Raw genomic sequence first — 21,998 nt, forward strand, 5'->3', positions numbered from 1 at the left:
CAGTTATGATGGTTCCAATGACATTATATTATTGGGGGAAAGCAAATGACTGGCTTATCATTAGTAAATATTAAAAAAGAATATGAAAAAGGTGTGGTGTCTGTACAAGACTTCAACCTTGAAATTCGCGACAAAGAATTTTTAGTGCTCGTTGGCCCTTCAGGCTGCGGGAAATCAACTACGCTTCGCATGATCGCTGGACTGGAAGATATTACAGATGGCGATTTATATATAGGGGACAGAAGAGTCAACGACGTTTCACCAAAAGACCGCGACATCGCAATGGTGTTCCAAAACTATGCACTGTACCCGCACATGACGGTTTATGAAAACATGGCGTTCAGTTTAAAACTGCGCAAAATGAAAAAAGACGAAATTAAAGCCCGCGTGGATAATGCGTCAAAAATCCTTGGCTTGGACGATTATTTAAACCGGAAACCGAAAGCGCTATCAGGTGGTCAGCGGCAGCGTGTTGCTCTAGGCCGTGCCATCGTCCGCGATGCAAAAGTTTTCTTAATGGATGAGCCTTTATCAAACTTGGATGCTAAATTGCGTGTGCAAATGCGTGCAGAAATCCAGAAATTGCACCGCCGCTTGCAGACAACGACGGTCTACGTTACACATGACCAGACAGAAGCGATGACCATGGCAACACGCTTAGTTGTTATGAAGGATGGGTTCATCCAACAAGTGGGTACACCAAAAGAAGTATATGATTTACCGGAAAACATGTTTGTAGGCGGATTTATTGGATCGCCATCCATGAACTTCCTACGTGGAAAATTAGTAGGGGAACATTTTGTTATGGGCGACAACAATATTCGCATTCCTGAAGGCAAGTTGAAGATGCTTAAAGAACAAGGTTATGAAACAAGAGATCTTGTCCTTGGCATCCGTCCTGAGGATATTCACGATGAGCCGCTATTCCTTGAGCATTCGCCACATACCAAAATTAAAGCATACATCGAAGTTGCGGAATTGATGGGTTCTGAAATCGTCCTTTACTCTCAAGTCAACGAACAGGATTTCGTTGCGCGCGTCGATTCACGTTTTAATGTTGAAGCAGGCACAACCATCGACATGGCGTTCGATATGAACAAAGCACATTTCTTCGACAGCGAGTCTGAGCTGCGCATTCGCTAAGTCAGCTGTATTCTTTTCATATGGGTTTTCAAGCTGCCGGTCCCCTTCCGGCAGCTTTTTAATTTAAGCAGCTGAATTCAACAAAAAACTGCCTCGCAATTTTGCGCTGGCAGTTTTTGTTTAAAAGTTTTTGATTCCTGCGATGATTTGCTTTAAGGCATCGATGGATTTGAGTGCATCGGTTTCGCAATCCAGACGGTGATTAATATCCGGCAATAAGATTGCCTCCAAATTCGGATTTGTTTTCAGCAATTCAAATGCTCCTGACGAGTAGTAGCGGTCTTTATCGCCCATATAACATAATGCTCGATTCTTACTGTTGACCATGGTGTTGAGGACTTCTTCCCGGTTTAATAGGGGCGTTACCCATACGGCTTTTGCTTCGCTGAACTCCGGACGCTTCATTTCGGCGCCCATCGCAATCGTCCCCAGTGATTTGCCGACCAGGTAAAACTCCTGATAGCTGCTTCCTTTCAGCACGTCGCTGATAACTAAACGCACGTCATGGAGAATCGCTTCATCCAGTTCCCCCATGGTGAATCCATCATAGGCTTTGTCCGTGTATTGATAATTAATCCTTAGCACCTCATAGTTTTGGTTCAAGAAAATTTCTTCAGCGAAATGAAAAAGTGGACTTTTGGTTGTGTACCCTGCCCCTGGCAGAAAGATAGCCAGTTTTTTTGTGTAATCTTCTGTCAGCACAACTGTGTAAGGAACTTCGATTCCTTTGTAGCCGGTGACTTTGCTGTTTATTGTTTTCATCACATTCACTCCCGTCTCTCTCTATTATAAAGAATATTCCATAAACTTACTAAGTATTTTTCAAATCGGCTGTGATACAATCAATTTACTAGTATTTTGCAGGGAGGCTGACAAATGAAAACCGAAAAAGAGAAGATGATCGCTGGTGAAATGTACGATCCGCAGGATTCTGAGCTTCGCCAAAACCGTATGAATGCACGCCGCCTTAGCCGCCTTTTTAATGAAACGACGGAAATGGATGGCCAGGATCGCACCGATCTGTTGAAGAAATTATTCGGTTCGACTGGTGAAATCCTCCATGCCGAACCGACGATTCGCTGCGATTATGGGTTCAATATGCACGTTGGCGAAAACTTCTACGCCAATTTCGACTGCGTATTTCTGGATGTATGCGAAATCCGCATCGGCGACAATTGCATGATTGCACCAGGCGTCCATATTTATACCGCTACTCATCCACTTGAACCAGCTGCGCGGAATTCCGGCAAAGAGTTTGGCAAGCCGGTCACAATCGGCCACAACGTCTGGATTGGCGGCCGTGCGGTTATCAACCCCGGCGTCACAATTGGCGACAATGCCATCGTTGCTTCCGGCGCCGTTGTCACCAAAGACGTACCCGCCAACACCATCGTCGGCGGCAATCCCGCAAAAGCGATTGGGCATATCAAAGAATAATCAGCAATGCGCTTTGGCGTGTTGTTTTTTTATGTATGGATTACAATACAAATACTCTTCTATCGCTTAGGATATGGCGGCACTAAAACTCTCAATATGAGCTGTCCAATTTTTATGTTTAAAGGATCTCTGTACCAATAAGCAAACTGCCATGCTAATACTCACGCAGCACAACGAATTTTTAAGCTACTTTTTTAACTTACAAAGTTAAAACTTTGCAATGTCTGCAATAATGTTTTGCAACTTTCCAATCGATTCCACAGGATTGTCTCCATACTCCAAACTGTGATTCAATCCGGGATACAAGTTTGCTGTCAGATTCGGATTAGCTGCTAGTTTACTGTAGTTCTCTTCGGAGTAGTAACGATCCCGATCGCCGACAAAACATAAAGCTGGATGAGGGGTGCTCACCATGGTTTCCAAAACTTTTAGTTGATCAATCAATGGTGTCAGCCAAATTACTTTAGCGTTTTTAAATCTTGGTTTCTCTACTTCCAAGCTCATTGCAATGGTTCCAAGTGATTTCCCAACTATGTAGTATTCATCATACGCGTGATTTGAAAAAAACTGATCCAAAACAGCCGTTACATCTACTTTTACCGCTTTGTTCAATTCTGCACCTGTAAATTCATCATATTCTTCGTCTATATAGCGATAGTCCACCCGCAATACATCGTATCCTCTAGTTAAATAAACTTCTTCTGCGAAATGAAACAATGGAGCTGTTGCATTGTAGCCAGCGCCAGGAAGAAATATTGCTAGTATTTTTGGTTTTTCATCATTTTGAATAAAGGTGTATGGAATGGTTAACTCCTTGTAGCCTTTGACATTCCCTCTAATTAGCTTCATTTCTTTCACTCCCCTCTATTATTATACAAAAACACCCAAGTACAACGTGATTTTTTATATTAAGTTTGTATATTTATTCAAGGGTATTTGTAAATTCATTTTACAAATACCCTTGAATAACGGATTGGTAAAACCTCATCGCTCAGCCAAATCAACAGCCTCCCACAAGTGGAGGCTTTCAGCTATATTTACAATTCCACTTGCATCCCTTCCCCGCTAGCCGCTACTTTCCTATAGACACCTTTGGCAACGGCTAAGTCAAAATAGGCAGCGCCCACGCATTTAAAGAACGTAATTTCGGATTCTGCTTCACGGCCGGCTTTGTCTCCGGCAACAAGTTGTCCAAGTTCGGCATGCAGCTGATCGAACGACCAGTCTCCGCTTTCTGCGCTATGAATCAGTTCGCCCGCTTCGCCTTTAACGCCCACAATGTCATCTGCTACAATTTTGTCGGCGCGCAGTATGGTCGTTTCATCCATTTCACACATGCTTGGCAAATAGGAGCCGACACCGTTAATATGCGTCCCTGGATTTAAATCTTCTCCATTAAAGACTGGCTCATTCGATCGCGTCGCACAGCAAATGATATCAGCCTGCTGTACCGCTGATGAGACGATAGTTTCAACAGTATAGGGAGTTTCGATGCCGAATGCCATGAGGCTTTTGCCAAAGCGCTCTGCTTTTTCCGGTGTCCGGTTGACCAGGATAATCCGTTCAATCGGCCGCACTGCCAGTACCCCTAGCACTTGCTCAAATGCCATTGCGCCGGTGCCGATGACAGTCAGTACGCGGCTTTTCTTGCGCGCCAGCAGATCGGTAGCGATGGCGCTGAGCGCACCGGTGCGCAAGCGGGTTAAATAGGAAGCCGCCATCATCGCGACATGCTCTCCATTGTCGCCATCGGATAATAAGATGACGCCTTGCGTAGTCGGCTTGCCCTTTGCCAGATTTTCCGGAAAGATGGTGACAACTTTGACGCCTGAGATTTCATTTGCCATGTCGGCACTTGGCATGTAAAGTGCCGAGGCCTTTCGTTCCGGAAAATCTAGAACGGTGCGATGTGGATTGTTAATGTGTCCTTGTTGCTTGGCCCGCAGCATTTCAGTGACGTCACGGATGGCGTCGTCTATATGGTATGTTTGCTGAATCTGCTGTTCGTTGATGATAAGCATAGCGTTCCTCCTAAAAAAAGCTGCTGCAATGTTTTTCAATTTTCCTTACTAATCAGCTTAGCCAGTTTGCAATATTCCGTCAATATATCATAGAACGTTTTGTTTTTCGCTTCAACTGCGTTATGATGGGGCAGAACAGAGGAATCTTTTATCCAGTTTCCTAGTCAAAAAAACATTATTAATTCAACTTAACCGAGTAAGATGCACGTTTTATTAGTATCACAAAAACAAATTAAGGGGAGTCTATTTATGCATCCGGTCAAAGATCCGCAAGTAGATAAATTCATCGAAGGTTTGGAAAATCCGACACAAGATATTGTCAAAGAGCTGCGTACGCTGGTGTTTGAGGCATACCCGGAAATGGACGAGGGCTTTAAATGGGCCAATCCAAGCTATGCTAAGGAAGGGCTCGTATGCTATATGCAAACTGCCAAAGGCCACGTGAATTTCGGCTTTTACCGCGGCACAGAGCTTCGCGATGAGTCCAACTTGCTGGAAGGCGACGGCAAAAAAATGCGTCATGTGCGGCTGAACCGGACCGATGAAATCCGGACCGACGAACTGAAGCTGCTGATTTGGGACGCCGTGGAATTGAATAGAAAATAAGGAAAGACTGCATAGTTAAAAAGAGAGCTGTCTTAAGCATAAAAAAACGAGGCGCAATTGGCCTCGTTTTTCTATTTCACTGCTTCAAAAGTAATGACAGCGTCTGCATTTTTGGGGTACTCGCCAAATTGATAGCCTGTTGAAATGCTAATTTTGCTGAAACCAATCTTTTCAAGGATAGTCTTGAATTCCTCGACGCCATACCAGCGCATTGGGTAGCGCTCGAGTTCGGTCTCAAGCAGCCGCCCTTCGCGCCAGCGCTCATAGCGGCCCTGTGAAACAAAATATTGCCGGATCCAGTCCACTTCAACTTTTTTGCTTTCGACGGTCAATGTGTCGCCATTGATGGCTTGCCACGTCCGCGTCGACGTTTTTTCGAGCTCAATGTTAGCTGGCACATGCAAATCAACAATCAATCGGCCGCCCGTCTCCAGGTGACGATGGAAATTTTGCAAAGCCTGAAGGGATTTTTCGCGTTCATGGAGCAAAAGAAAAGTTCCTGTCGGGATAACGATCGCTTCGTATTTTTTCTCGATCGAGAACGATTCCATTTTGGCGTTAAACAATTTGGGTGCCAGTCCCCGCTCTTTGCAGTTGGCTCGACAAACTTTGAGCATTTCATCAGACATGTCAAAGCCGTCGACTTCAAACCCTTTTTCCAGCAACGGCACGAGCAAACGCCCCGTTCCCGTCGCTGGCTCCAAAATGCGTCCTTTGCACGAAGCCAAGCGCTCCAGGTAGTATTCAATGTCCCCAAATGAACTGCCGATCGGTTTATCGAGATCGTACACTTCTGATGACAAACTGCTGTAATACCCTAACAATTCTTCACCCCATCCGCTTTATGAAATCATCGTCAAGTTTACAATTACTGCGATAATGTTTGGCACCGCGACCAATACTGCATTTTTCATTTTTGCAACGCGCTGTTGTTTTTCACGGCGTTTTTCTGAACTTGTCGTTCTCGTCGACTTGTTCTTGCCCGTCCCCAGTGCCAATACGCCCCAAATCAACGCGATGCCGGCAGCAAGGCCGCTAATCACGAAAACCAGTGACCAGTCGTTCGTCAAATAAGCAACCAACACACCTGCTAAGGCGATGAGGACTCCAATTAAAAAGTATTTCATTCTATTATTCTCTCCTTTAGGTGCTGTGAATAGCTAAAATTTCCTTGCACGTTAATATTATCAAATGTCGCGCCTTAGAGGTAGGTAGTAAGAGTGATTTTTGATTTTATAATTTTCGGTTGCGTTTCAAGGCAATGATATTCAAGAAGATGAAAACCGCCGCAAACGCAGCTAGCGCCAGCAGGTTGCCCGACACATCCGCCAGTCCCTCGCCCCTGTACATGATGGCTTTCAAGGCATCGGCCGCATAATACAATGGCATGATGCGGCTGACATTTTGCAGCCAGTCAGCCATGCCTTCAAGCGGAATGATGCCGGCAAAAAAGATTTGCGGAACGACGATGATGGGAATAAACTGCACCATCTGGAATTCAGAAGACGCGAACGTCGACAGCAAAATCCCGAGCGACAATGCCACCAAAGCCAGCATCAAGTTGACGATAATGACGTGCCAAACTTGCCCGACCATCACCATGTCCAATACGTGAATCGAGTAGAACACAACAATGGTTGTCTGGATGATGGCAAAAATCCCAAAGCCGGTCAAATAAGCCAACACGATTTCCCAGCGCCGGATTGGCGTTGCCAACAACCGCTCCAGCGTTCCCGATACCCGCTCTTTCAATAACCCGATTCCAGAAATCAAAAAGACGAAAAAGAAGACAAAAAAACCGACCAGGATGGGACCAAGAACATCAAAAAACTCGGTTTCCGCATTCCCATAAATGTATTCTGCATCGATGCTGGCGGGCGCACCGGCTCCCCCTTGCATGGCTGCTGCCTGCGTAATTTGCATCAATAACGCTCGGGATGTACTCGGATCATTGTTTTCCAAGGTCATCTGGATACCGTCTTCATTTATTTCCAACAAACCGTCCAACTCCTCATCGATGACGGTTTGCTTGTCAGCCTCGTCGTAAGAAACCACATCAATCGATGCGTTTTCCAAAGCAAGGATGAGCGGCTCATTGCCTCCGACAACGCCGAGCTGCGGGTTGTCATTGTCACCGTTAAAAAAGAAATACATCAAGGTTAAAACAAGGAGAGGTGCGAAAAACAGCAATGCCATTGTCCGTTTGTCCCGAAGCAGCTGCAGCATAATGCGTTTGATCAATGCCAACACTCTCATCGCGCATCCCTCCCCGCCTGCAAAAAGACGCCTTCTAAATCAGCCGCACCGTAAGCCAGCTTTAGTTGGTCGGGAGTTCCGGCTGCCAGGATTCCACCTTCACGCACCATGGCGATGCGGTCACATTTTTCCGCTTCATCCATAACATGGGTCGTGACGATGATGGTCTTGCCCTGTTCTCTTTTTAAGAGCATCAACTCGCTCCAAATGGACAAACGAAGTTCTGGATCAATGCCGACGGTCGGTTCATCAAGAATCAGGATTTGCGGATTATGGACGAGTGCGATCGCCAGCGACAAGCGCCGTTTCATCCCACCGGAATAAGCCGAGACTTTCTTGCCCAGTTCATCGGTCAGTTGGACCAAATCTGCTGCATAGGCGATTCGTTCTTTCAATACTGTTTTTTTCATTTTGTAGAGTGAAGCAAAAAAGCTCAAGTTTTCCTTGCCGGTCAATTCCGGATACAGCGCGTCTGATTGCGCCATATATCCAATGTCTTGGAGCAGCGAGAGATTTGGCACCCGTTTGCCAAGCACCTCGACTGTGCCGCCGCTCGGCGAGTCGATGCCGACGATCATCTTTACCAAAGTTGTTTTCCCCGAACCCGATGGCCCAATCAGCCCAAAAATTTCACCTTTCGCAACTTGCAGATCCACTTCCTGGAGCACTGGCGTTTTGCTGTAGACTTTGCTGAGCTTGTTGATGGAGATGCTGTTGTCCATTTGCATTCCCTCCAGTCGAATAAAAGCCTGCTGTTACTTTGTATTCTACGCTCATTTCAAAAAAAGCAAAGCAGCATGTGGGCTGCTTTGCTTAGTTTTTTATGGGCGCTTCTGCTTTTCTTTGGTGTCCAGGCTTCAGCGTCCAGCTCTTCGGGTCATAAGCCAACCCAGCTGAGCGGCAAAGTACGCCGCTCTGCTGGTCTGTCTTATGCCTGTCAGAGCTAAACGGACGCTTACGCTTTTCTTTGTCCAGGCTCCTGCGCCCAGGTCCTTGGGTCATAAGCCACTCTGGCTGTGCGGCTGAAAACATGCCGCTTCGCCAGATCGTCTTATGCCCGTCGGACCTACACGGGCGCTTACGCTTTTCTTTGTCCAGGCTCCTGCGCCCAGGTCCTCGGGTCATAAGCCACTCTAGCTGTGCGGCTGAAAACATGCCGCTTCGCCAGATCGTCTTATGCCCGTCGGACCTAAACGGGCGCTTACGCTTTTCTTTCCCACTCAGAAGCCAACATCCCATATACGACGTGATCGACGTAATGGTCGTGCAGCCATTCGGCTTGTCGGATGGTGCCTTCTTCGATGTAGCCGAGGCGTTCCGGGATGCTGCGGCTTTTTTTGTTTTCGACCGCTGCACGGATTTCGACTTTATTGAGCTGAAGATCGGTCAAGGCATAGTCGGTCAAGGCTTTTGCAACGCGGGTCATGATGCCGTTGCCCTGATACTCCTGGCCAAGCCAGTAGCCGATATAAGCTGTTTTGTTGGCATGGTTGATATTATTGAAACCGCCAATCCCAACAATTTCTCCTTTGTAGAGAATAACTGCACCAAGGCTTTTGCCTTCAACAAAATTGCTGCTGCCGGATTTAATAAAGTCTTGAGTGTCTTTTAATTCGGTAGTAAAATCCAGCCATGGCAACCACTCTTTTAAATACTCTCTGGATGAATCGGTCAGTTCAAAAATTCGTTCAGCGTCGCGCATTTCCTGAATTTTGAGTGATAAATCTTCGTCAATCTTATGTATGAACATGAAAATACCTCCTTTGGTTTGTAGACATATCGTAGCATAACTATCAGAATTTTCCATTCATAAATTTTTGCTTTAATTGTACATTGGACGAATATTCAGTGGCCAAAACGTGTAAAATAGAACTATAACAAATGCGTGGACCCCTTCCAAAAAGGAGTGTGGCGTGTGTGGAAGCTGCCGTGATGAATCCCGTAATTCCATTGTACGTGTGGATGCTGCTGTTTTTGGTATTTCTAGTCATTGCGTTTATTGGTTTAGTGATTTACGCCAGTCAGCAGAGGCTCCCCCGCTACATGTTGCCTCCGAAGAATAAACAATTGCAATTGCTGAAAGAACAGTATGCCAAAGGTGAAATCAGCGAAGAAGAGTTTCGTAACCGCATGAAGAGTTTGAAAAAACGACAAAAATTTTAGCAAAGAGAGGAAGTCGAAACCAATGGGCGAATTTTTTACACCCGGCAACCCGGCACTTGGCATTACCATAGCTGTTGGTTTTATCGTTCTGCTGGCCGGAATCGGAACCATCCTGTGGTTCACATTGATCAAAGCTCGCAACAACGCAGCACGCACCGAACCGGGCGCACCTAACAAAGCTTCGGAAGCATTGCGCCAGCGCTACGTTAGCGGTGAGATCAGCAAAGAAGAATATGATGCGCAGCTGCGCCAATTGAAAGCCCCGCCGGAAAACTAACTGTGCAGTTTTTGTCGAGTTTCTTTATTCCCGTTTATTTCACAATCTGAGGGGAAACGGAGTAGAAGAACCACAAAATCTGAAACTGGAGGTTTTATTGATGGCACATGAACAACATGCAGAACTGATTAAAACTTTGCACGATTGCGCAGCAGCGTGCAACCACTGTTTTGATGCGTGTTTACAGGAAGATGATGTGAAAATGATGGTGCCTTGCATTCGACTTGACCGTGAGTGCGCAGATATCTGTGCGTATCTCGAGCATGCAATTACCCGCAACTCGCCATTTGTCGCCGAGCTGGCGCAAGCATGCGCGACTATTTGTGAGGCGTGCGCCGCAGAATGTTCAAAACACGATCATGAACACTGCCAAAAATGTGCAGAAGCCTGCGCAAAATGTGCAGAAGCTTGCCGCAACGTTGCTTAAATTTGTCTATTAAAAGCCCGGCTGCTTGGAAATTTCCAAGCAGCCGGGCTTTTGTATTGGCAGGGTTTCCGCATTATCGCCATAATGGAAACAAAGGAGTGGATTCGGATGGCACGAACAGTATTGGTAATAGGCGCAGGCATTGGCGGATTGACAGCGGGCTCACTGCTCGCAAAAGCAGGATGGCCAGTAACGCTGCTGGAAGCTTCCTCGGAACTCGGCGGCTGCGCTGGCAAATTCAAGCGCAATAAGTATTTATTTCCGGCTGGCGCAACACTCGGCATGGGCCTTGAACCTGGAGGCATTCACAACCGCGTTTTTCGCTTTCTTGGCGCACCAATGACCATCGAACCGCTCGAACAGGTAATGGAAATGGTCCATCCGGAAACAACGTTTGTGTTCCATAAAGACCGCGCACGCCACGTTGACGGCATCGCCTCGCATTTCCCCGACCACAGCGACAAGATCCGTGCTTTCTACAAAGAAATCCACCGCACCGCTTCCATCGTACGGACCTTGATGGACCCGCTTCCTTCCCTGCCTCCTGCCACGGCAACCGAGTGGGCGTTTCTGACAAAATCCATACGCCCCAAGCACGTCAAACTCCTGCCATTCTTTAACCAAACCTTGGGACAGCGGTTGAAGAAACACGACTTGCACGAGTTAAAAGAGTTTCGCCATATGCTGGACGGCCTGCTGATTGACAGCATGCAAACGGGCAGTGAAGACGTGGCGTATTTATTGGCTGCGGTGGCACTTGATATTTACCACGAAGGAGCCTACTACGTGCCGGGCGGTTTATACCGTTTTGCTGAATTGATGGGCGACAGCTTGAAAGATAATGGCGGGGTACTGAAAAAGCGGCGTACCCTCGAAAAGCTGGAGCGGCAAGGCGAATTATGGATTGCCACCGATCATCGCGGCAATACCTATGAAGCGACAGATGTCATCCTGAACGTTCCGATCCAGCAATTACCGAAAATTTTGGCGCCGGAGCTGGTGACAAAGCTGAAAGTTTCTTTGCGTGATGGGATTGCTGGGGAAACTTGGACGACGCTGACGCTGTATTTAGCAGTAGATTCGAGCAAACTCCATGAACCGCTGCCGCCATTCCGTCAAATCTCAACAGGTGATGGCCTTTCAGAAGGCGGCCATTTTTTCATGTCCTCTTCTGTTGCAGGCGACGACTTGCGCGCACCGGATGGCTTCCAAACCGTAACGATCTCCACACATTCACGCCTCCAGGAATGGGACAACCAGGAAAAGTACGAAAACACACGGGAGGTTTTAACAGAGCGCATGCTCCAGGCCATCCAAAAGGTCTTCCCTGAGTTCCGCGACGCCATTGTCCACATGGAAAGCGGCGCGCCAAGAGCCTGGGATCATTATGCAGGGCGGACCAATGGCCTGGTTGGCGGCTTTCCTCAAACTTTGGACGCCGCCCTGTTCAATTCCATTTCGCATCGTTCCGGCTTGCCAAACCTTTACGTCTGCGGCGATCACGTTTTCCCCGGCGGTGGGACAATTGGAGCCGCAACGAGCGGCATCCACGCGGCACGGTCCGTGTCGGGCGAACGATTGATTTAGAGGTTGGGCTTCCGAGCAATGCAGTCGCTCAGGGAAATTTGCGGTCGCTCCGAATTTTTCGCCACCACTCAGAATAGAATGCGCAAAGAAACACGGCGAAAAAACCGCTGCAGATTTTTCTGCAGCGGTTTTCTAATGGACCCATTTATAGCCGATGCCCCATACGGTCTGGAAATGTTTGTCGATGGGAAAGCCGGCTTGGCGGATCTTCTCGCGAATATTGCGGACATGTGAGTCGACAGTACGGCCTTCTGTCTCCGAGTCAAACCCCCACACTAATTCCAACAGCCGGTCGCGCTCGAATACTTTATTCGGATTCTTCATCAAGAGGCCGAGCATCGAAAATTCTTTTGGCGTCAAACGGATGGGTTGGTGGTGATAGCTCAACTCAAAACGGTCTTCTTCCCATACCAGCCCCTGCACTTCGATGCGTTTTGCTGGAAGGCTGCGGCGCAGCAAGGCTTCCATTCGGGCCAGCAATTCTTCTTCACCGAACGGCTTGGTCATGTAATCATCCGCACCCAGGCGCAAACCTTTGACAATGTCTTCTTGCTGATCACGCGCCGTCAGCATGATGATGGGCACATTGGAAGATTTGCGGATTTCGCGGCATACTTGCCAGCCGTCCATATCGGGCATCATAATATCCAGCAGTACCAGATCAAACTCTTCATTGTTCAATAAATCCAACGCTTGCCTGCCGCTGCCTGCTTTTGTGCAGGCATAATCATGCGGCTGCAAATACAGCGCCACCAGGTCCAGCATTCGTTTTTCATCATCCACCAACAAAACCTTATGAATGGTTTCCACCCCTTTTCAATCGTACGGTGACGGTCGTCCCTTTTCCAAATTGGCTGTCAATGTGGATCCTGCCACCATGCGACTCAACGATTTCCTTGGCAATGGCCAATCCGAGTCCAGAACCGCCCCGTTCGCGCGACCTTGATTTCTCCACGCGGTATAAACGGTCAAAGACGAAAGGCAGTTCCTCTTCCGGAATCCCCTGTCCTTCATCACGAATTTGAATCGCAATGCCCTCCAACTCCTCCTGGCATTCCACCATTACACGATTGCCGGCTGACGAATGCTTGCGGGCATTGTCGAGAATGTTCAGCAGCACTTGCTGAATACGCTCCGGATCGATGGAAATTTTCACATCTTTGCTGCAGCTGATTGACAGTACAATTTGTTCTTCTTCAAAAGCCGGCCTAACGAGAACCGCGACAGACTCCAACAAATCAGCGATGAAAACTTCCCGTCGTTCGATCGTGAATTGGTTGCGGTCCAGCTTCGCCAAGTCAAACAAATTCCCAACCAACAGCGTTAAATGAGCCGCTTCTTCACGAATAATGCCCATATATTCCTCACGGTCCCGCTCTGTTGTCTCCGGCCGCTCCAAAATATCGGCATAGCCTTTAATGTAAGTCAACGGCGTCCGCAATTCGTGCGAAATGCTCGACAGGAACTCATTGCGCTCATTTTTCAGGCGGTCAAGATCGGTCGACAGCTTGGTGATGGCATTGGCCAATTCTCCCAGCTCGTCATTTCGTTCATTCGTCAAATCGACCTGGTTGTTGCCATGGCTCAATTGTTCAGTCGCTTCTTTCATGCGAATCAGCGGCAAGGTGATAATCCGCGACAGCAGCAGGATCGTGACAATGGTCAAAAGAACGGTGATGATGCCGACCAGAAGAAATTGATTTTTCAAGTGGTCAACGATCCTTTCAATATTGTCAGTCGGCGCAAACATAAAGACGTGGCCTTCATGCACTCCGTCAATCGTAATCGGGCTGTCGGTCGCAATATAGCGCTGGTCCTGCCAATTTTCTTCAATTATTTCTCCGTCTATAGGCACGGCTGCAAAATCAGTGTGGCCCAGTACTTCCAGCATTTCCGGTTCCAACGCATCGGAATTGACCAGAATCTCACCCGCCTCGTCCGTAATCACGACAATAAAATCAGAAGCTGATTCCATCATGCCGACATGTTCCAAGGTCATCTCTTCGAAACTGTCTTCCAGCACATCGCTGTGCGTTTCGCCCCGCGCCAATAAATTTTCCATCACTTCATCGACGCGTTCATTAACCAAGGTGAAATAAAGCGTTGAAAACAGGAACGCTTCAATAATTAAGATAAAAACAAAAAACAACAAGCCGATTTTCAAGGATAATTTATTGAACATAGGGACCTCCGCTTTTACTCTACTTGGCCTGCATACAAGATTCGATTCCACGTGCCCCCGCCATCTTCTGAAAAGAAAGCATGGCCCGCCGCTGTATACATAGCCAATTGTTCTGTGTTGGACGGATTTTGTGCGATGTACAGAATGCCGTCTTCCGGCAGATCAGGCAATTCATGCGCCTGCTGTTCACCGTTTTCCCAAGTATACTCGATAAGCTCTGCCTCCGTGCCGTAAGTTGCATAGTACAGCGCATCTTCACTGAAGAACACAGCTGTTCCGTAAATCTCATTCTCTGTCAGCAGCGTAAAGCTGTCACCCCCATCTTCCGACAAGAAAATTCCTGCGGTTGTCGCTGCTGCAATCAATTGCGAATCGCTTGGATGCATGGCAAAAGAAGAAACTTCGCCTTCCAGTCCACTGCCATCCACTTGCTGCCACTGCTCCCCTTCATCTTCACTGCGGAAATAGCCGAGGCCCATTTGCGAATTTTCCTGCGGGTTCATCACAAACAGGTGGTGGCTTCGGTAGCCGGCCGCCATGCCGTGAAAATCAGTTTCGCCTTCAAAGCCCAGATGGTCGAGCGAACGTCCGCCGTCCATGCTGCGCTGGATGCCGATTGGATTTTGCATCATCGAGCCGGGTCCCGGGTGGCCAGATGTGTAGAATCCGTCATCGACTGCATTAAATCCCATGTAGTCATGCAAATGATCGCTTGTTTCCAGCCATTCTCCGTCGCGGTTAATCTTCAGGCCGTGATGTGAGGCAAAATAAAGCCCTTCCTCACTTTCGATAAAGCCCATTCCGTGGACATGGTCCATGCGCCCATCGAACGCTATTTCAAATTCTTCATTGGTTTCATTCGTTTCGTCCGTTTCTGTGCCAGCTGCGGGTTCTGTGTTTTGCGGTTCCGGTTCTGCCGTTTCTCCGCACCCTGCCATCAATAAGCCCGCCATCAACGGAGCCACTATCCATTTGCTGTTCATGTTTTTTCCTCCTGTCGTTCCATTAGGTTTTATTGTACAAGAAAAGTTTTGATTTTTTGTGCAGATTCTGCACAGCAATTGCACACTCTTTGGGTACAGTATAGAAACTATAGCAACGAAAGAGGGATTCTCATGACGAAAAACAAAATTCTGCTGTTGGCAATGTCTGCGCTGAGCGCCATCACATTAGCAGCCTGCAGCGATACAGAAGAAGATGGAATGAATCCGGCTGATCCTGACAATCAGGTTGAGATGAGTGAAGAGATGGACGAAAATATGGATGAGGATATGAACCATGGCGGCATGGATCACTCGAGCTCTGGCGAAGTGCCGGAAGGATTGGCCGAAGCTGAAAATCCAGCATTTGAAGTTGGCAGCCAAGCCATCATGAGCGCAGATCACATGCCGGGTATGGACGGCGCGGAAGCGACCATTGTTGGCGCCTACGACACGACTGTTTATGCATTGAGCTTTACGCCAACTACGGGCGGTGAACCGGTTGAAAACCACAAATGGGTCATTCACGAAGAGCTGGAAGATGCCGGCGACATGCCGCTTTCAGCTGGTGACGAAGCCGTGATCGCTACCGATCATATGGAAGGCATGGAAGGTGCCACGGCAACCATCGATTCCGCTGAAGAAACGACTGTCTACATGGTCGACTTTACAACAACTGATACGGATGAAGAAGTCACCAACCATAAATGGGTAACCGAAAGCGAGTTATCCGCCGAATAAAGATCGCCTCCCCTATGCTTCTTGCACTGGGGAGGCTTTTTGTTTGCGAAGAGGAGCAACCACTTCAGCTTTTTTGTGTTTACGGACGCTCCATCCTGATTGCACAAAACAAGCACGACAGACGACCGTTGCCGCGCGCTAAAATCTCCCGATGACTTTATTCCTATGTACATATTTTCCAAACGATCAAGTTCAAAACCCAAAAAGCAAATGGATCGAGCCCAGAAACCACCACCCAGCTTATGGTATTATTACAAAAAGCAGATTGATAGTAAGGAGCTCTCCCATGATTCAATTCCGCAAAGCTGATATCCAAAAACGATCGATTCCAACGAAGAACGTCATGAATTTAAAGATGAAGATGATCGCGTTGATTGGACTGCTGATCCTGGCAATTGTTTTGGTGATCGGTATTTTTCTTGATTATTTCATTACCGAGACGCTGGAGGCACAGCTTGGTGAACAAGCACTGAGCGTGGCGGAAAGTGTGGCGCTCAATCCGGACATTGCGCAGGCCTTTGAAACAGCGGATCCAGCGGCGATTATTCAGCCTCTCGTTTCTCCGATTCAACAGTCTACAAGTGCCGAGTTTATCGTTGTCGGCAATGCCGAGGAAATCCGCTATTCGCATCCAAATCCCGAACAAATCGGCAAAAAGATGGTCGGTGAGGACAATGAACGTGCACTTCTGTTTGGCGATTCTTACGTCTCTGAAGCTACTGGCTCGCTCGGCAATTCGCTGCGTGCGAAAGTACCGATTTATTCAGGAACTGATGTTATTGGCGTCGTGTCGGTCGGGTTTCTCGCTACTGATATCCAGACGCTTATCGGAGATTATAATCATGAGCTGTGGCTGATGCTGGTGATTATCACGGTTGTCGCAATCCTGGTTGCTATCGCCATTGCCACGTATATTAAACGGAAATTGCATGGCCTTGAACCCGAAGAAATCTCGCGTTTGCTGTTTCAAAAAGAAACAATCTTGCAGTCGACCCACGAAGGCATTATCGCGGTCGACGACGCCGGAAAGATTACCCTGCTCAACCATATGGCCCAGCAATTGCTGTTTGGTGCTGAACAGGATACTGGCCAATTGATCGGCCAGCCGATTCGGCAAGTGCTTCCAAGCTCCGATTTGCCGGACATTCTGGAAAGCCGCCAGAGCCGCTTTGATCAGGAAGAGCTTTACGGCAGCCATGCCGTCTATGTCAACTCCGGACCCATTTTTTACGAAACTACATTGGTTGGCGCCGTTTCAACGTTCCGCAATAAAACCGAAATCGACACGCTGACAAAAGAGCTGTCGCATGTAAAGCAATATGCCAACGCGCTGCGTGCACAGACGCATGAATTCTCGAATAAGCTGTACACCATTTCGGGGCTGGTTTACTTGAATAAAAAACAGGAAGTGCTTGATTTTATTCGCATGGAACATGATATTCAACAGGAATGGATTCAGCAGGTTATTGATAAAGTGACCGATCCATTGATCAGCGGCATTTTGATTGGCAAACTCAACCAGGCGAGCGAACAGCAGGTCCAGCTGATGATCGATCCGGACAGCCGATTGGAAACGCCATTGTCGGACTTGCAAAGCCGTGCTTTGCTGGCGGCCATCGGAAACTTGATTGACAACGCGCTTGATGCTGTCAAAAGTTATCCGGCACATCAGCGGCAAATCACACTTTACTTTACCGATGTCGGCGACGATGTATTGTTTGAAATTGACGATTCAGGACCGGGAATTCCAGCCGAACATGAACAGCATTTATTTGAAAGAGGCTTTACGTCCAAAACAGGTTCAGACCGCGGCTATGGCTTAAGCACAACAAGACAGCTTATCGTCCAAGTTGGCGGCGAACTGCATCTAGAGGAAAGTGAACTGGGCGGCGCTTGTTTTGTCGTTTCATTACCCAAAAAGGAGAATACCTTATGAAACAAGAGCTTCATGTATTGATTATTGAAGATGATTTTCGGGTCGCCGAGATCAACCGCCAGCTGGTGGAACAAATAGACGGTTTTCATGTAGAGGGTGTCGCAAAAACAGGCGATGAAGCGATGGCTTTGCTTACCAATAGCCATCGAGTGCCGGATTTGATTTTGCTGGATGTTTTTATTCCTGACCGCAAAGGGCTTGAATTGCTGCGCGAAATCCGTAGCAGTTTTCCACATGTCGATATTGTCATGCTGTCCGCAGCCAAAGAAGCAGCAACCATTGAAGAAGCACTGCGCCACGGCGTTTTTGATTATCTTGTCAAACCGGTGGATTTTGCCCGTTTTGAACAGGCATTGCTGCGGTTCCGTGAGCAAAAGTTCTTCTTTTCTGTACGGCAGGAGTTGGAACAATCGGATATTGACGGGTTGATTGGCATTGAGCCTCCCCTTTCCTCTGGCGAAACACCGGACGGCGAATTGCCTAAAGGCATTGACCAGCTGACCTTGATTGGCATTATCGAAACACTGCAAGGCTCAGCCCGAGAAGGCATCAATGCCATGGAAGCCGGCAAAGCAGTTGGCGTCAGCCGTTCTACTGCACGCCGCTATTTGGAGCACCTGGTGTCGATTGGCGAAGCAAAAGCACAATTAAACTATGGTGAAATCGGCCGCCCTGAAAGACGCTACATTCCGTGGACAAAATGAACAAAACTACCTTAAAGCTCTTTAGTTCACTTAATTGAATAATCTTATTTTTCAAATCCCTCTGTGCTAAGTTTAGAGCTATAACTTAGAAGCAGAGGGATTTTCGATGGATGCATTTTATGTATGCGTTTACAATTCTTCCTTCAATCAACTTTCTACTCTGGGGAGGAACTCTTATGTTAAGCATTATTGGACTATTAACCATTGTCATCATTGTCGCATTGCTCATCAGCAATAAAATCACCCCGATTGTCGCGCTCGTTTTGGTGCCGATTGTTGCAGCTTTCGCGGCAGGGTTCAGCTTTGCCGAAATTGGCGACTTTTTCAACAGCGGAATTGACTCCGTGATGAGCGTCGTGATTATGTTTATCTTCGCCATCTTGTTTTTTGGCATTATGCAGGACGTTGGATTGTTCGATCCATTAATCAGTAAAATGATTGCGGTGTCGCGCGGAAACGTTATCGCCGTAGCAGTCGGAACGGTATTGATTGCAGCCGTTGCGCAGCTTGACGGTTCAGGAGCTTCTACTTTCCTCATTACGATTCCGGCGTTATTGCCTTTGTATAAACGCTTGAAAATGAATCCTTACCTATTGTTATTATTGGTCGGAACATCCGCCAGCATTATGAATATGCTGCCATGGGGTGGCCCGCTTGGCCGTACCGCAGCAGTTCTCGGAATGGACGTCACCGAATTGTGGCGCCCATTAATCAAAGTCCAGGTTATCGGCATCGTCCTACTGGTTGGGCTGGCCATCTTATTGGCCATTCGCGAAAAACGATTGATCGCCAAACGCGGTAATTTTAATGAAGAGATTTATGAAGATGCGCAGCCGCTTGTTCAGGGTGCTCAAGACGAAGCTTCATTGAAAGCGGCATCATTGCGCCGCCCTAAATTGCTTTGGGCCAATACGATTCTGGCACTGGCAGTTATCGGCGTTCTCGTATGGGGCGTCATTCCGGCTGGCTTTGCCTTTATGATTGGTGTCAGCATTGCATTGCCGTTGAATTACCCGAACATGAAAGACCAGATGGACCGCATCAAAGACCATGCACCAAGTGCTTTATTGATGGCCGCCATTATTTTGGCCGCCGGGTCTTTTCTTGGCATTTTGAACGGCACGTTGATGCTCGACTCGATTGCCAACGACTTGGTCAAAATTCTGCCAGCGTTTGTTCTTCCTTATCTGCATATCATCATCGGCTTTTTCGGAGTACCGTTTGATTTGCTGCTTAGTACAGATGCTTACTATTTCGCGCTCCTGCCAATTGTTGAACAGGTAGTTGCGGAAGCTGGCGTATCCTCCATCTCTGTTGCATACGCCATGATCATCGGCAATATTATCGGGACGTTTGTCAGCCCGTTTTCCCCCGCCCTTTGGTTGGCGCTTGGCTTAGCTGGTCTCGAAATGGGCCGCCACATCCGCTATTCGCTTCCTATTATGTGGGCATTCAGCATTGTGTTGCTGGCAATTTCAATTTTGATTGGCGTTGTGTAGGAAAGAGCTATCGAGCCAGCCACGGTTTACGCCGCGGCTGGCTTTTTTGCGAAGATTTATTGAATTTTCGAACGTCCTAGGTGAAGTATTTTATACAATATGCACGCTTTTCTTGATTTATGCACGCTTGTTGAAAAATATGCACGTTCAAAAAAGTTTATGCACGCTCACTAAAAATTACGCACGCTCAAACCAATTTATGCACGTTCAGCCCAAAATGCACAAAAAAAGCACGGCAGAAAATCGCTGCCGTGCGTTAAAAACGTTAAGACAATAATGAAATTCGCTCACTGTATTTATCGATCAACTTCGCATTATGTGCATCCGCACCATCGATATTGCCGCTCAAGAAAATGGGCGGCGCGAAGCCTGCGTCGGCCATCCTCTTGATAGCTTCCGCGAAAACGGCATTTAAAATTGTTGCCCCGACAACAGTGGACGTCGGACCGAATGGAACTTCGACGCTTTCATACGACAAGATGGCATCGCCTGACACTGAATGGTTGTCGATGACCAAGTCTACCGAATCAAACAGGTGCTTGCCTGTTTTATGGCGTGAAGACTGGCTCCCCGAATACTCAAGCGACGTGATGCCAATAACAAATGCCCCTTGTTCACGGGCTGCCAGTGCAACGTCCACCGGCACCGGGTTGCGGCCGGAAGTAGAAATGACAAAGACCACGTCGTCAGCACTGAAATCCTGTTCCTGCAAAAAGTTTGCCGCGTAGTCATTTTTTCGCTCCAGCTGAGAAGACTGGACGGCGCCTTCATGGAGCATTAACGGCTCTACAAAAATGGGCTTGATTGGCACCAATCCGCCGGCACGGTAAAACACTTCTTCCGTCAAAATATGCGAATGGCCGCATCCGAATAATTGGATGATGCCACCCGCCTGTATTGCATCCGCCACTTTTTCAGCGGCCGCAAGCATCGCCTGCTTTTCTTGTTTCTCGACAAGCTGCAGTCGTTCCTGTGCTTGTTTAAAATAGTTGCTTAACATTGATGGCTCAACTCCAAATTTCTTACGCTTTTCCAAGTCCTTCAGCCACAATCAATTCTTCGACTTTGGCCATAAGGGATTCTTCGTCGCTGCCGTCAGCTGTGATCTTGATGGTATTGCCTTTTGAAACGCCAAGTGACATGACGCCCATAATGGATTTCAAGTTGACTTCTCTTTCTTTGTACAGCATTTTAACATCGGCAGAAAACGGTGACACTGCCGCGACTAGTTTTGATGCGGGACGTGCGTGAAGCCCTTCTTCGCTGGTGATGGTGTAGTTTTTTTCAATCATGTCCATTTCTCCTTTGGGGTTATCTCTGAATATCGGTCGTGAATTTATAACGGTCGGCCCGGTACGTGCTGCGAACCACTTCGAATGGCAGCTCACCCTCCAGGTAGCTGATGCGTTCGATCATCAGGATCGCTGCCGGTTGTTTGATGTGCAGCAAGTCGGCATCCTCTTTTTTCACCAGCCCTGCTTCCATCCGCTGGGTGGCACGGCTGATTTTCAGCTGCTGGTTATTTTCTATTATCGCATACAGTGATCCTTGAAACGAATCTTCGGTCAGATTTGGAAATCGTTTGACCGGCAGATAGGTCCGCTCAATCGCCATCGGCTTTTCATCCGCAAACCGAATGCGTTCGACAAAATAAACTTGGTCGCCATGGAGCAGCTTCAAGTCTTCTGCAACGTCGGATTCCGGCTCCATGATGTCAAAACCGATCAGCTGGCTGCTCGGCACCATGCCGCGCGACATCATGTCTTCCGTAAAGCTCGTCAAGCCATTGAGCGGCTGTTCGACTTTGGGAGAAGCCACAAATGTGCCGCGTCCTTTTTCCCGGTATAACAGGCCGTCATTGACCAAATTGGTGATGGACTGGCGCACCGTCATCCGGCTGACGCCAAAGCGCTCGGTCAATTCGCGTTCTGAGGGAATCGCTGCACCGATTGGAAAGTCGCCTTGCTGAATCTGCTGTTTCAGCTGTTCTTCTATTTGAATGTAAATGGGAATCGGCGATTGTTTGTCCAGCACAGCAT

25 protein-coding genes are annotated in these 21,998 nt (G+C 47.8%); 11 read left to right on the forward strand and 14 right to left on the reverse strand.

Translation table 11 applies throughout. From position 1 onward, the window contains the following. Positions 1-45: 45 nt before the first annotated feature. A complete protein-coding gene (locus AC4EHK_RS13205) occupies positions 46-1,143 on the forward strand; it encodes an ABC transporter ATP-binding protein (RefSeq protein WP_490979251.1) in 1,098 nt (365 codons plus the stop codon). A 120-nt stretch (positions 1,144-1,263) separates the two neighbouring features. On the opposite strand, the gene AC4EHK_RS13210 is transcribed toward AC4EHK_RS13205, so the two are convergent. Then, a complete protein-coding gene (locus tag AC4EHK_RS13210; protein WP_490979252.1) occupies positions 1,264-1,905 on the reverse strand; it encodes an alpha/beta family hydrolase in 642 nt (213 codons plus the stop codon). A gap of 114 nt (positions 1,906-2,019) precedes the next feature. On the opposite strand from AC4EHK_RS13210, the gene AC4EHK_RS13215 reads away from it, so the two are divergent. Next, entirely contained in the window at positions 2,020-2,580 is a 561-nt protein-coding gene (locus tag AC4EHK_RS13215) for a maltose acetyltransferase domain-containing protein (RefSeq protein WP_490979253.1), read from the forward strand. A gap of 207 nt (positions 2,581-2,787) precedes the next feature. Here the strand turns inward: AC4EHK_RS13215 and AC4EHK_RS13220 are convergent, their stop codons facing one another. Further along, complete coding sequence (locus AC4EHK_RS13220; protein WP_490979254.1) at positions 2,788-3,429, reverse strand: alpha/beta hydrolase; 642 nt, start codon at positions 3,427-3,429, stop codon at positions 2,788-2,790. A gap of 188 nt (positions 3,430-3,617) precedes the next feature. Next, on the reverse strand, positions 3,618-4,601 hold the full coding sequence (locus tag AC4EHK_RS13225; protein ID WP_490979255.1) for an ornithine cyclodeaminase family protein: 984 nt from the start codon (positions 4,599-4,601) through the stop codon (positions 3,618-3,620). Between the two features lie 249 nt (positions 4,602-4,850). On the opposite strand from AC4EHK_RS13225, the gene AC4EHK_RS13230 reads away from it, so the two are divergent. Then, on the forward strand, positions 4,851-5,207 hold the full coding sequence (locus tag AC4EHK_RS13230; RefSeq protein WP_490979256.1) for a DUF1801 domain-containing protein: 357 nt from the start codon (positions 4,851-4,853) through the stop codon (positions 5,205-5,207). 71 nt (positions 5,208-5,278) lie between these two features. On the opposite strand, the gene AC4EHK_RS13235 is transcribed toward AC4EHK_RS13230, so the two are convergent. The 5 genes from AC4EHK_RS13235 to AC4EHK_RS13255 all read right to left on the reverse strand — a co-directional run bounded on the left by AC4EHK_RS13235 (position 5,279) and on the right by AC4EHK_RS13255 (position 9,213). Next, positions 5,279-6,031, reverse strand: coding sequence for a class I SAM-dependent methyltransferase (locus AC4EHK_RS13235; RefSeq protein WP_490979257.1), 753 nt, complete (start codon positions 6,029-6,031; stop codon positions 5,279-5,281). An 18-nt stretch (positions 6,032-6,049) separates the two neighbouring features. Then, entirely contained in the window at positions 6,050-6,334 is a 285-nt protein-coding gene (locus AC4EHK_RS13240) for a DUF5316 domain-containing protein (protein WP_490979258.1), read from the reverse strand. Between the two features lie 106 nt (positions 6,335-6,440). Beyond that, the gene (locus AC4EHK_RS13245) at positions 6,441-7,463 is read right to left on the reverse strand and encodes an ABC transporter permease (RefSeq protein ID WP_490979259.1); all 1,023 of its coding nucleotides are present in this window, start codon (positions 7,461-7,463) and stop codon (positions 6,441-6,443) included. Continuing rightward, a complete protein-coding gene (locus AC4EHK_RS13250) occupies positions 7,460-8,185 on the reverse strand; it encodes an ABC transporter ATP-binding protein (RefSeq protein WP_490979260.1) in 726 nt (241 codons plus the stop codon). Before AC4EHK_RS13250 ends, AC4EHK_RS13245 begins: the two co-directional genes overlap by 4 nt. A gap of 479 nt (positions 8,186-8,664) precedes the next feature. After that, on the reverse strand, positions 8,665-9,213 hold the full coding sequence (locus AC4EHK_RS13255) for a GNAT family N-acetyltransferase (protein WP_490979261.1): 549 nt from the start codon (positions 9,211-9,213) through the stop codon (positions 8,665-8,667). Positions 9,214-9,380: 167 nt separating this feature from the next. On the opposite strand from AC4EHK_RS13255, the gene AC4EHK_RS13260 reads away from it, so the two are divergent. From AC4EHK_RS13260 to AC4EHK_RS13275, 4 genes are all read left to right on the forward strand, one after another. Then, positions 9,381-9,626, forward strand: coding sequence for an SHOCT domain-containing protein (locus tag AC4EHK_RS13260; RefSeq protein ID WP_490979262.1), 246 nt, complete (start codon positions 9,381-9,383; stop codon positions 9,624-9,626). Between the two features lie 22 nt (positions 9,627-9,648). Then, on the forward strand, positions 9,649-9,903 hold the full coding sequence (locus AC4EHK_RS13265) for an SHOCT domain-containing protein (RefSeq protein ID WP_490979263.1): 255 nt from the start codon (positions 9,649-9,651) through the stop codon (positions 9,901-9,903). 100 nt (positions 9,904-10,003) lie between these two features. Beyond that, a complete protein-coding gene (locus AC4EHK_RS13270) occupies positions 10,004-10,330 on the forward strand; it encodes a four-helix bundle copper-binding protein (RefSeq protein ID WP_490979264.1) in 327 nt (108 codons plus the stop codon). A 108-nt stretch (positions 10,331-10,438) separates the two neighbouring features. Further along, positions 10,439-11,917 carry a phytoene desaturase family protein gene (locus AC4EHK_RS13275; RefSeq protein ID WP_490979265.1) on the forward strand — a complete coding sequence of 493 codons (1,479 nt, stop codon included), beginning with the start codon at positions 10,439-10,441 and terminating at the stop codon, positions 11,915-11,917. Between the two features lie 132 nt (positions 11,918-12,049). Here AC4EHK_RS13275 and AC4EHK_RS13280 read toward each other — a convergent pair whose 3' ends face one another. Genes AC4EHK_RS13280 through AC4EHK_RS13290 form a run of 3 tightly spaced genes read right to left on the reverse strand, consistent with a single transcriptional unit; the run spans position 12,050 to position 15,082 of the window. Beyond that, the gene (locus AC4EHK_RS13280) at positions 12,050-12,706 is read right to left on the reverse strand and encodes a response regulator transcription factor (protein ID WP_490979364.1); all 657 of its coding nucleotides are present in this window, start codon (positions 12,704-12,706) and stop codon (positions 12,050-12,052) included. A gap of 4 nt (positions 12,707-12,710) precedes the next feature. After that, positions 12,711-14,099, reverse strand: a complete 1,389-nt coding sequence (locus AC4EHK_RS13285) for a sensor histidine kinase (protein WP_490979266.1) — start codon at positions 14,097-14,099, stop codon at positions 12,711-12,713. 14 nt (positions 14,100-14,113) lie between these two features. Next, on the reverse strand, positions 14,114-15,082 hold the full coding sequence (locus AC4EHK_RS13290; protein ID WP_490979267.1) for a F510_1955 family glycosylhydrolase: 969 nt from the start codon (positions 15,080-15,082) through the stop codon (positions 14,114-14,116). Positions 15,083-15,214: 132 nt separating this feature from the next. Here AC4EHK_RS13290 and AC4EHK_RS13295 point away from each other — a divergent pair, with 132 nt between their 5' ends. From AC4EHK_RS13295 to AC4EHK_RS13310, 4 genes are all read left to right on the forward strand, one after another. Further along, on the forward strand, positions 15,215-15,820 hold the full coding sequence (locus AC4EHK_RS13295) for a YdhK family protein (RefSeq protein WP_490979268.1): 606 nt from the start codon (positions 15,215-15,217) through the stop codon (positions 15,818-15,820). 286 nt (positions 15,821-16,106) lie between these two features. Beyond that, complete coding sequence (locus tag AC4EHK_RS13300; RefSeq protein WP_490979269.1) at positions 16,107-17,756, forward strand: ATP-binding protein; 1,650 nt, start codon at positions 16,107-16,109, stop codon at positions 17,754-17,756. Next, complete coding sequence (locus tag AC4EHK_RS13305) at positions 17,753-18,460, forward strand: response regulator (protein WP_490979270.1); 708 nt, start codon at positions 17,753-17,755, stop codon at positions 18,458-18,460. Before AC4EHK_RS13300 ends, AC4EHK_RS13305 begins: the two co-directional genes overlap by 4 nt. Positions 18,461-18,636: 176 nt before the next feature. Beyond that, positions 18,637-19,959, forward strand: coding sequence for a CitMHS family transporter (locus AC4EHK_RS13310; protein ID WP_490979271.1), 1,323 nt, complete (start codon positions 18,637-18,639; stop codon positions 19,957-19,959). 265 nt (positions 19,960-20,224) lie between these two features. On the opposite strand, the gene AC4EHK_RS13315 is transcribed toward AC4EHK_RS13310, so the two are convergent. The 3 genes from AC4EHK_RS13315 to AC4EHK_RS13325 are packed head-to-tail and all read right to left on the reverse strand — an operon-like array spanning position 20,225 to position 21,993. Beyond that, entirely contained in the window at positions 20,225-20,959 is a 735-nt protein-coding gene (locus AC4EHK_RS13315) for an SIS domain-containing protein (protein ID WP_490979272.1), read from the reverse strand. Positions 20,960-20,981: 22 nt separating this feature from the next. Next, complete coding sequence (locus tag AC4EHK_RS13320; RefSeq protein WP_490979273.1) at positions 20,982-21,251, reverse strand: phosphocarrier protein HPr; 270 nt, start codon at positions 21,249-21,251, stop codon at positions 20,982-20,984. 19 nt (positions 21,252-21,270) lie between these two features. Further along, the gene (locus AC4EHK_RS13325) at positions 21,271-21,993 is read right to left on the reverse strand and encodes a GntR family transcriptional regulator (RefSeq protein WP_490979274.1); all 723 of its coding nucleotides are present in this window, start codon (positions 21,991-21,993) and stop codon (positions 21,271-21,273) included. Positions 21,994-21,998 lie beyond the last annotated feature (5 nt).

Source organism: Planococcus sp. TJ-307 (genome assembly GCF_058268435.1).

Excerpts from the sequence above, each read along its gene's own strand:
- AC4EHK_RS13290 (WP_490979267.1), bottom strand. The coding sequence starts at position 15,082 with ATGAACAGCAAATGGATAGTGGCTCCGTTGATGGCGGGCTTATTGATG.
- AC4EHK_RS13275 (WP_490979265.1), top strand. The coding sequence starts at position 10,439 with ATGGCACGAACAGTATTGGTAATAGGCGCAGGCATTGGCGGATTGACA.
- AC4EHK_RS13215 (WP_490979253.1), top strand. The coding sequence starts at position 2,020 with ATGAAAACCGAAAAAGAGAAGATGATCGCTGGTGAAATGTACGATCCG.
- AC4EHK_RS13265 (WP_490979263.1), top strand. The coding sequence starts at position 9,649 with ATGGGCGAATTTTTTACACCCGGCAACCCGGCACTTGGCATTACCATA.
- AC4EHK_RS13230 (WP_490979256.1), top strand. The coding sequence starts at position 4,851 with ATGCATCCGGTCAAAGATCCGCAAGTAGATAAATTCATCGAAGGTTTG.
- AC4EHK_RS13245 (WP_490979259.1), bottom strand. The coding sequence starts at position 7,463 with ATGAGAGTGTTGGCATTGATCAAACGCATTATGCTGCAGCTGCTTCGG.
- AC4EHK_RS13205 (WP_490979251.1), top strand. The coding sequence starts at position 46 with ATGACTGGCTTATCATTAGTAAATATTAAAAAAGAATATGAAAAAGGT.
- AC4EHK_RS13305 (WP_490979270.1), top strand. The coding sequence starts at position 17,753 with ATGAAACAAGAGCTTCATGTATTGATTATTGAAGATGATTTTCGGGTC.
- AC4EHK_RS13225 (WP_490979255.1), bottom strand. The coding sequence starts at position 4,601 with ATGCTTATCATCAACGAACAGCAGATTCAGCAAACATACCATATAGAC.
- AC4EHK_RS13270 (WP_490979264.1), top strand. The coding sequence starts at position 10,004 with ATGGCACATGAACAACATGCAGAACTGATTAAAACTTTGCACGATTGC.
- AC4EHK_RS13315 (WP_490979272.1), bottom strand. The coding sequence starts at position 20,959 with ATGTTAAGCAACTATTTTAAACAAGCACAGGAACGACTGCAGCTTGTC.
- AC4EHK_RS13300 (WP_490979269.1), top strand. The coding sequence starts at position 16,107 with ATGATTCAATTCCGCAAAGCTGATATCCAAAAACGATCGATTCCAACG.
- AC4EHK_RS13255 (WP_490979261.1), bottom strand. The coding sequence starts at position 9,213 with ATGTTCATACATAAGATTGACGAAGATTTATCACTCAAAATTCAGGAA.
- AC4EHK_RS13250 (WP_490979260.1), bottom strand. The coding sequence starts at position 8,185 with ATGGACAACAGCATCTCCATCAACAAGCTCAGCAAAGTCTACAGCAAA.
- AC4EHK_RS13285 (WP_490979266.1), bottom strand. The coding sequence starts at position 14,099 with ATGTTCAATAAATTATCCTTGAAAATCGGCTTGTTGTTTTTTGTTTTT.
- AC4EHK_RS13295 (WP_490979268.1), top strand. The coding sequence starts at position 15,215 with ATGACGAAAAACAAAATTCTGCTGTTGGCAATGTCTGCGCTGAGCGCC.
- AC4EHK_RS13220 (WP_490979254.1), bottom strand. The coding sequence starts at position 3,429 with ATGAAGCTAATTAGAGGGAATGTCAAAGGCTACAAGGAGTTAACCATT.
- AC4EHK_RS13240 (WP_490979258.1), bottom strand. The coding sequence starts at position 6,334 with ATGAAATACTTTTTAATTGGAGTCCTCATCGCCTTAGCAGGTGTGTTG.
- AC4EHK_RS13310 (WP_490979271.1), top strand. The coding sequence starts at position 18,637 with ATGTTAAGCATTATTGGACTATTAACCATTGTCATCATTGTCGCATTG.
- AC4EHK_RS13320 (WP_490979273.1), bottom strand. The coding sequence starts at position 21,251 with ATGATTGAAAAAAACTACACCATCACCAGCGAAGAAGGGCTTCACGCA.
- AC4EHK_RS13210 (WP_490979252.1), bottom strand. The coding sequence starts at position 1,905 with ATGAAAACAATAAACAGCAAAGTCACCGGCTACAAAGGAATCGAAGTT.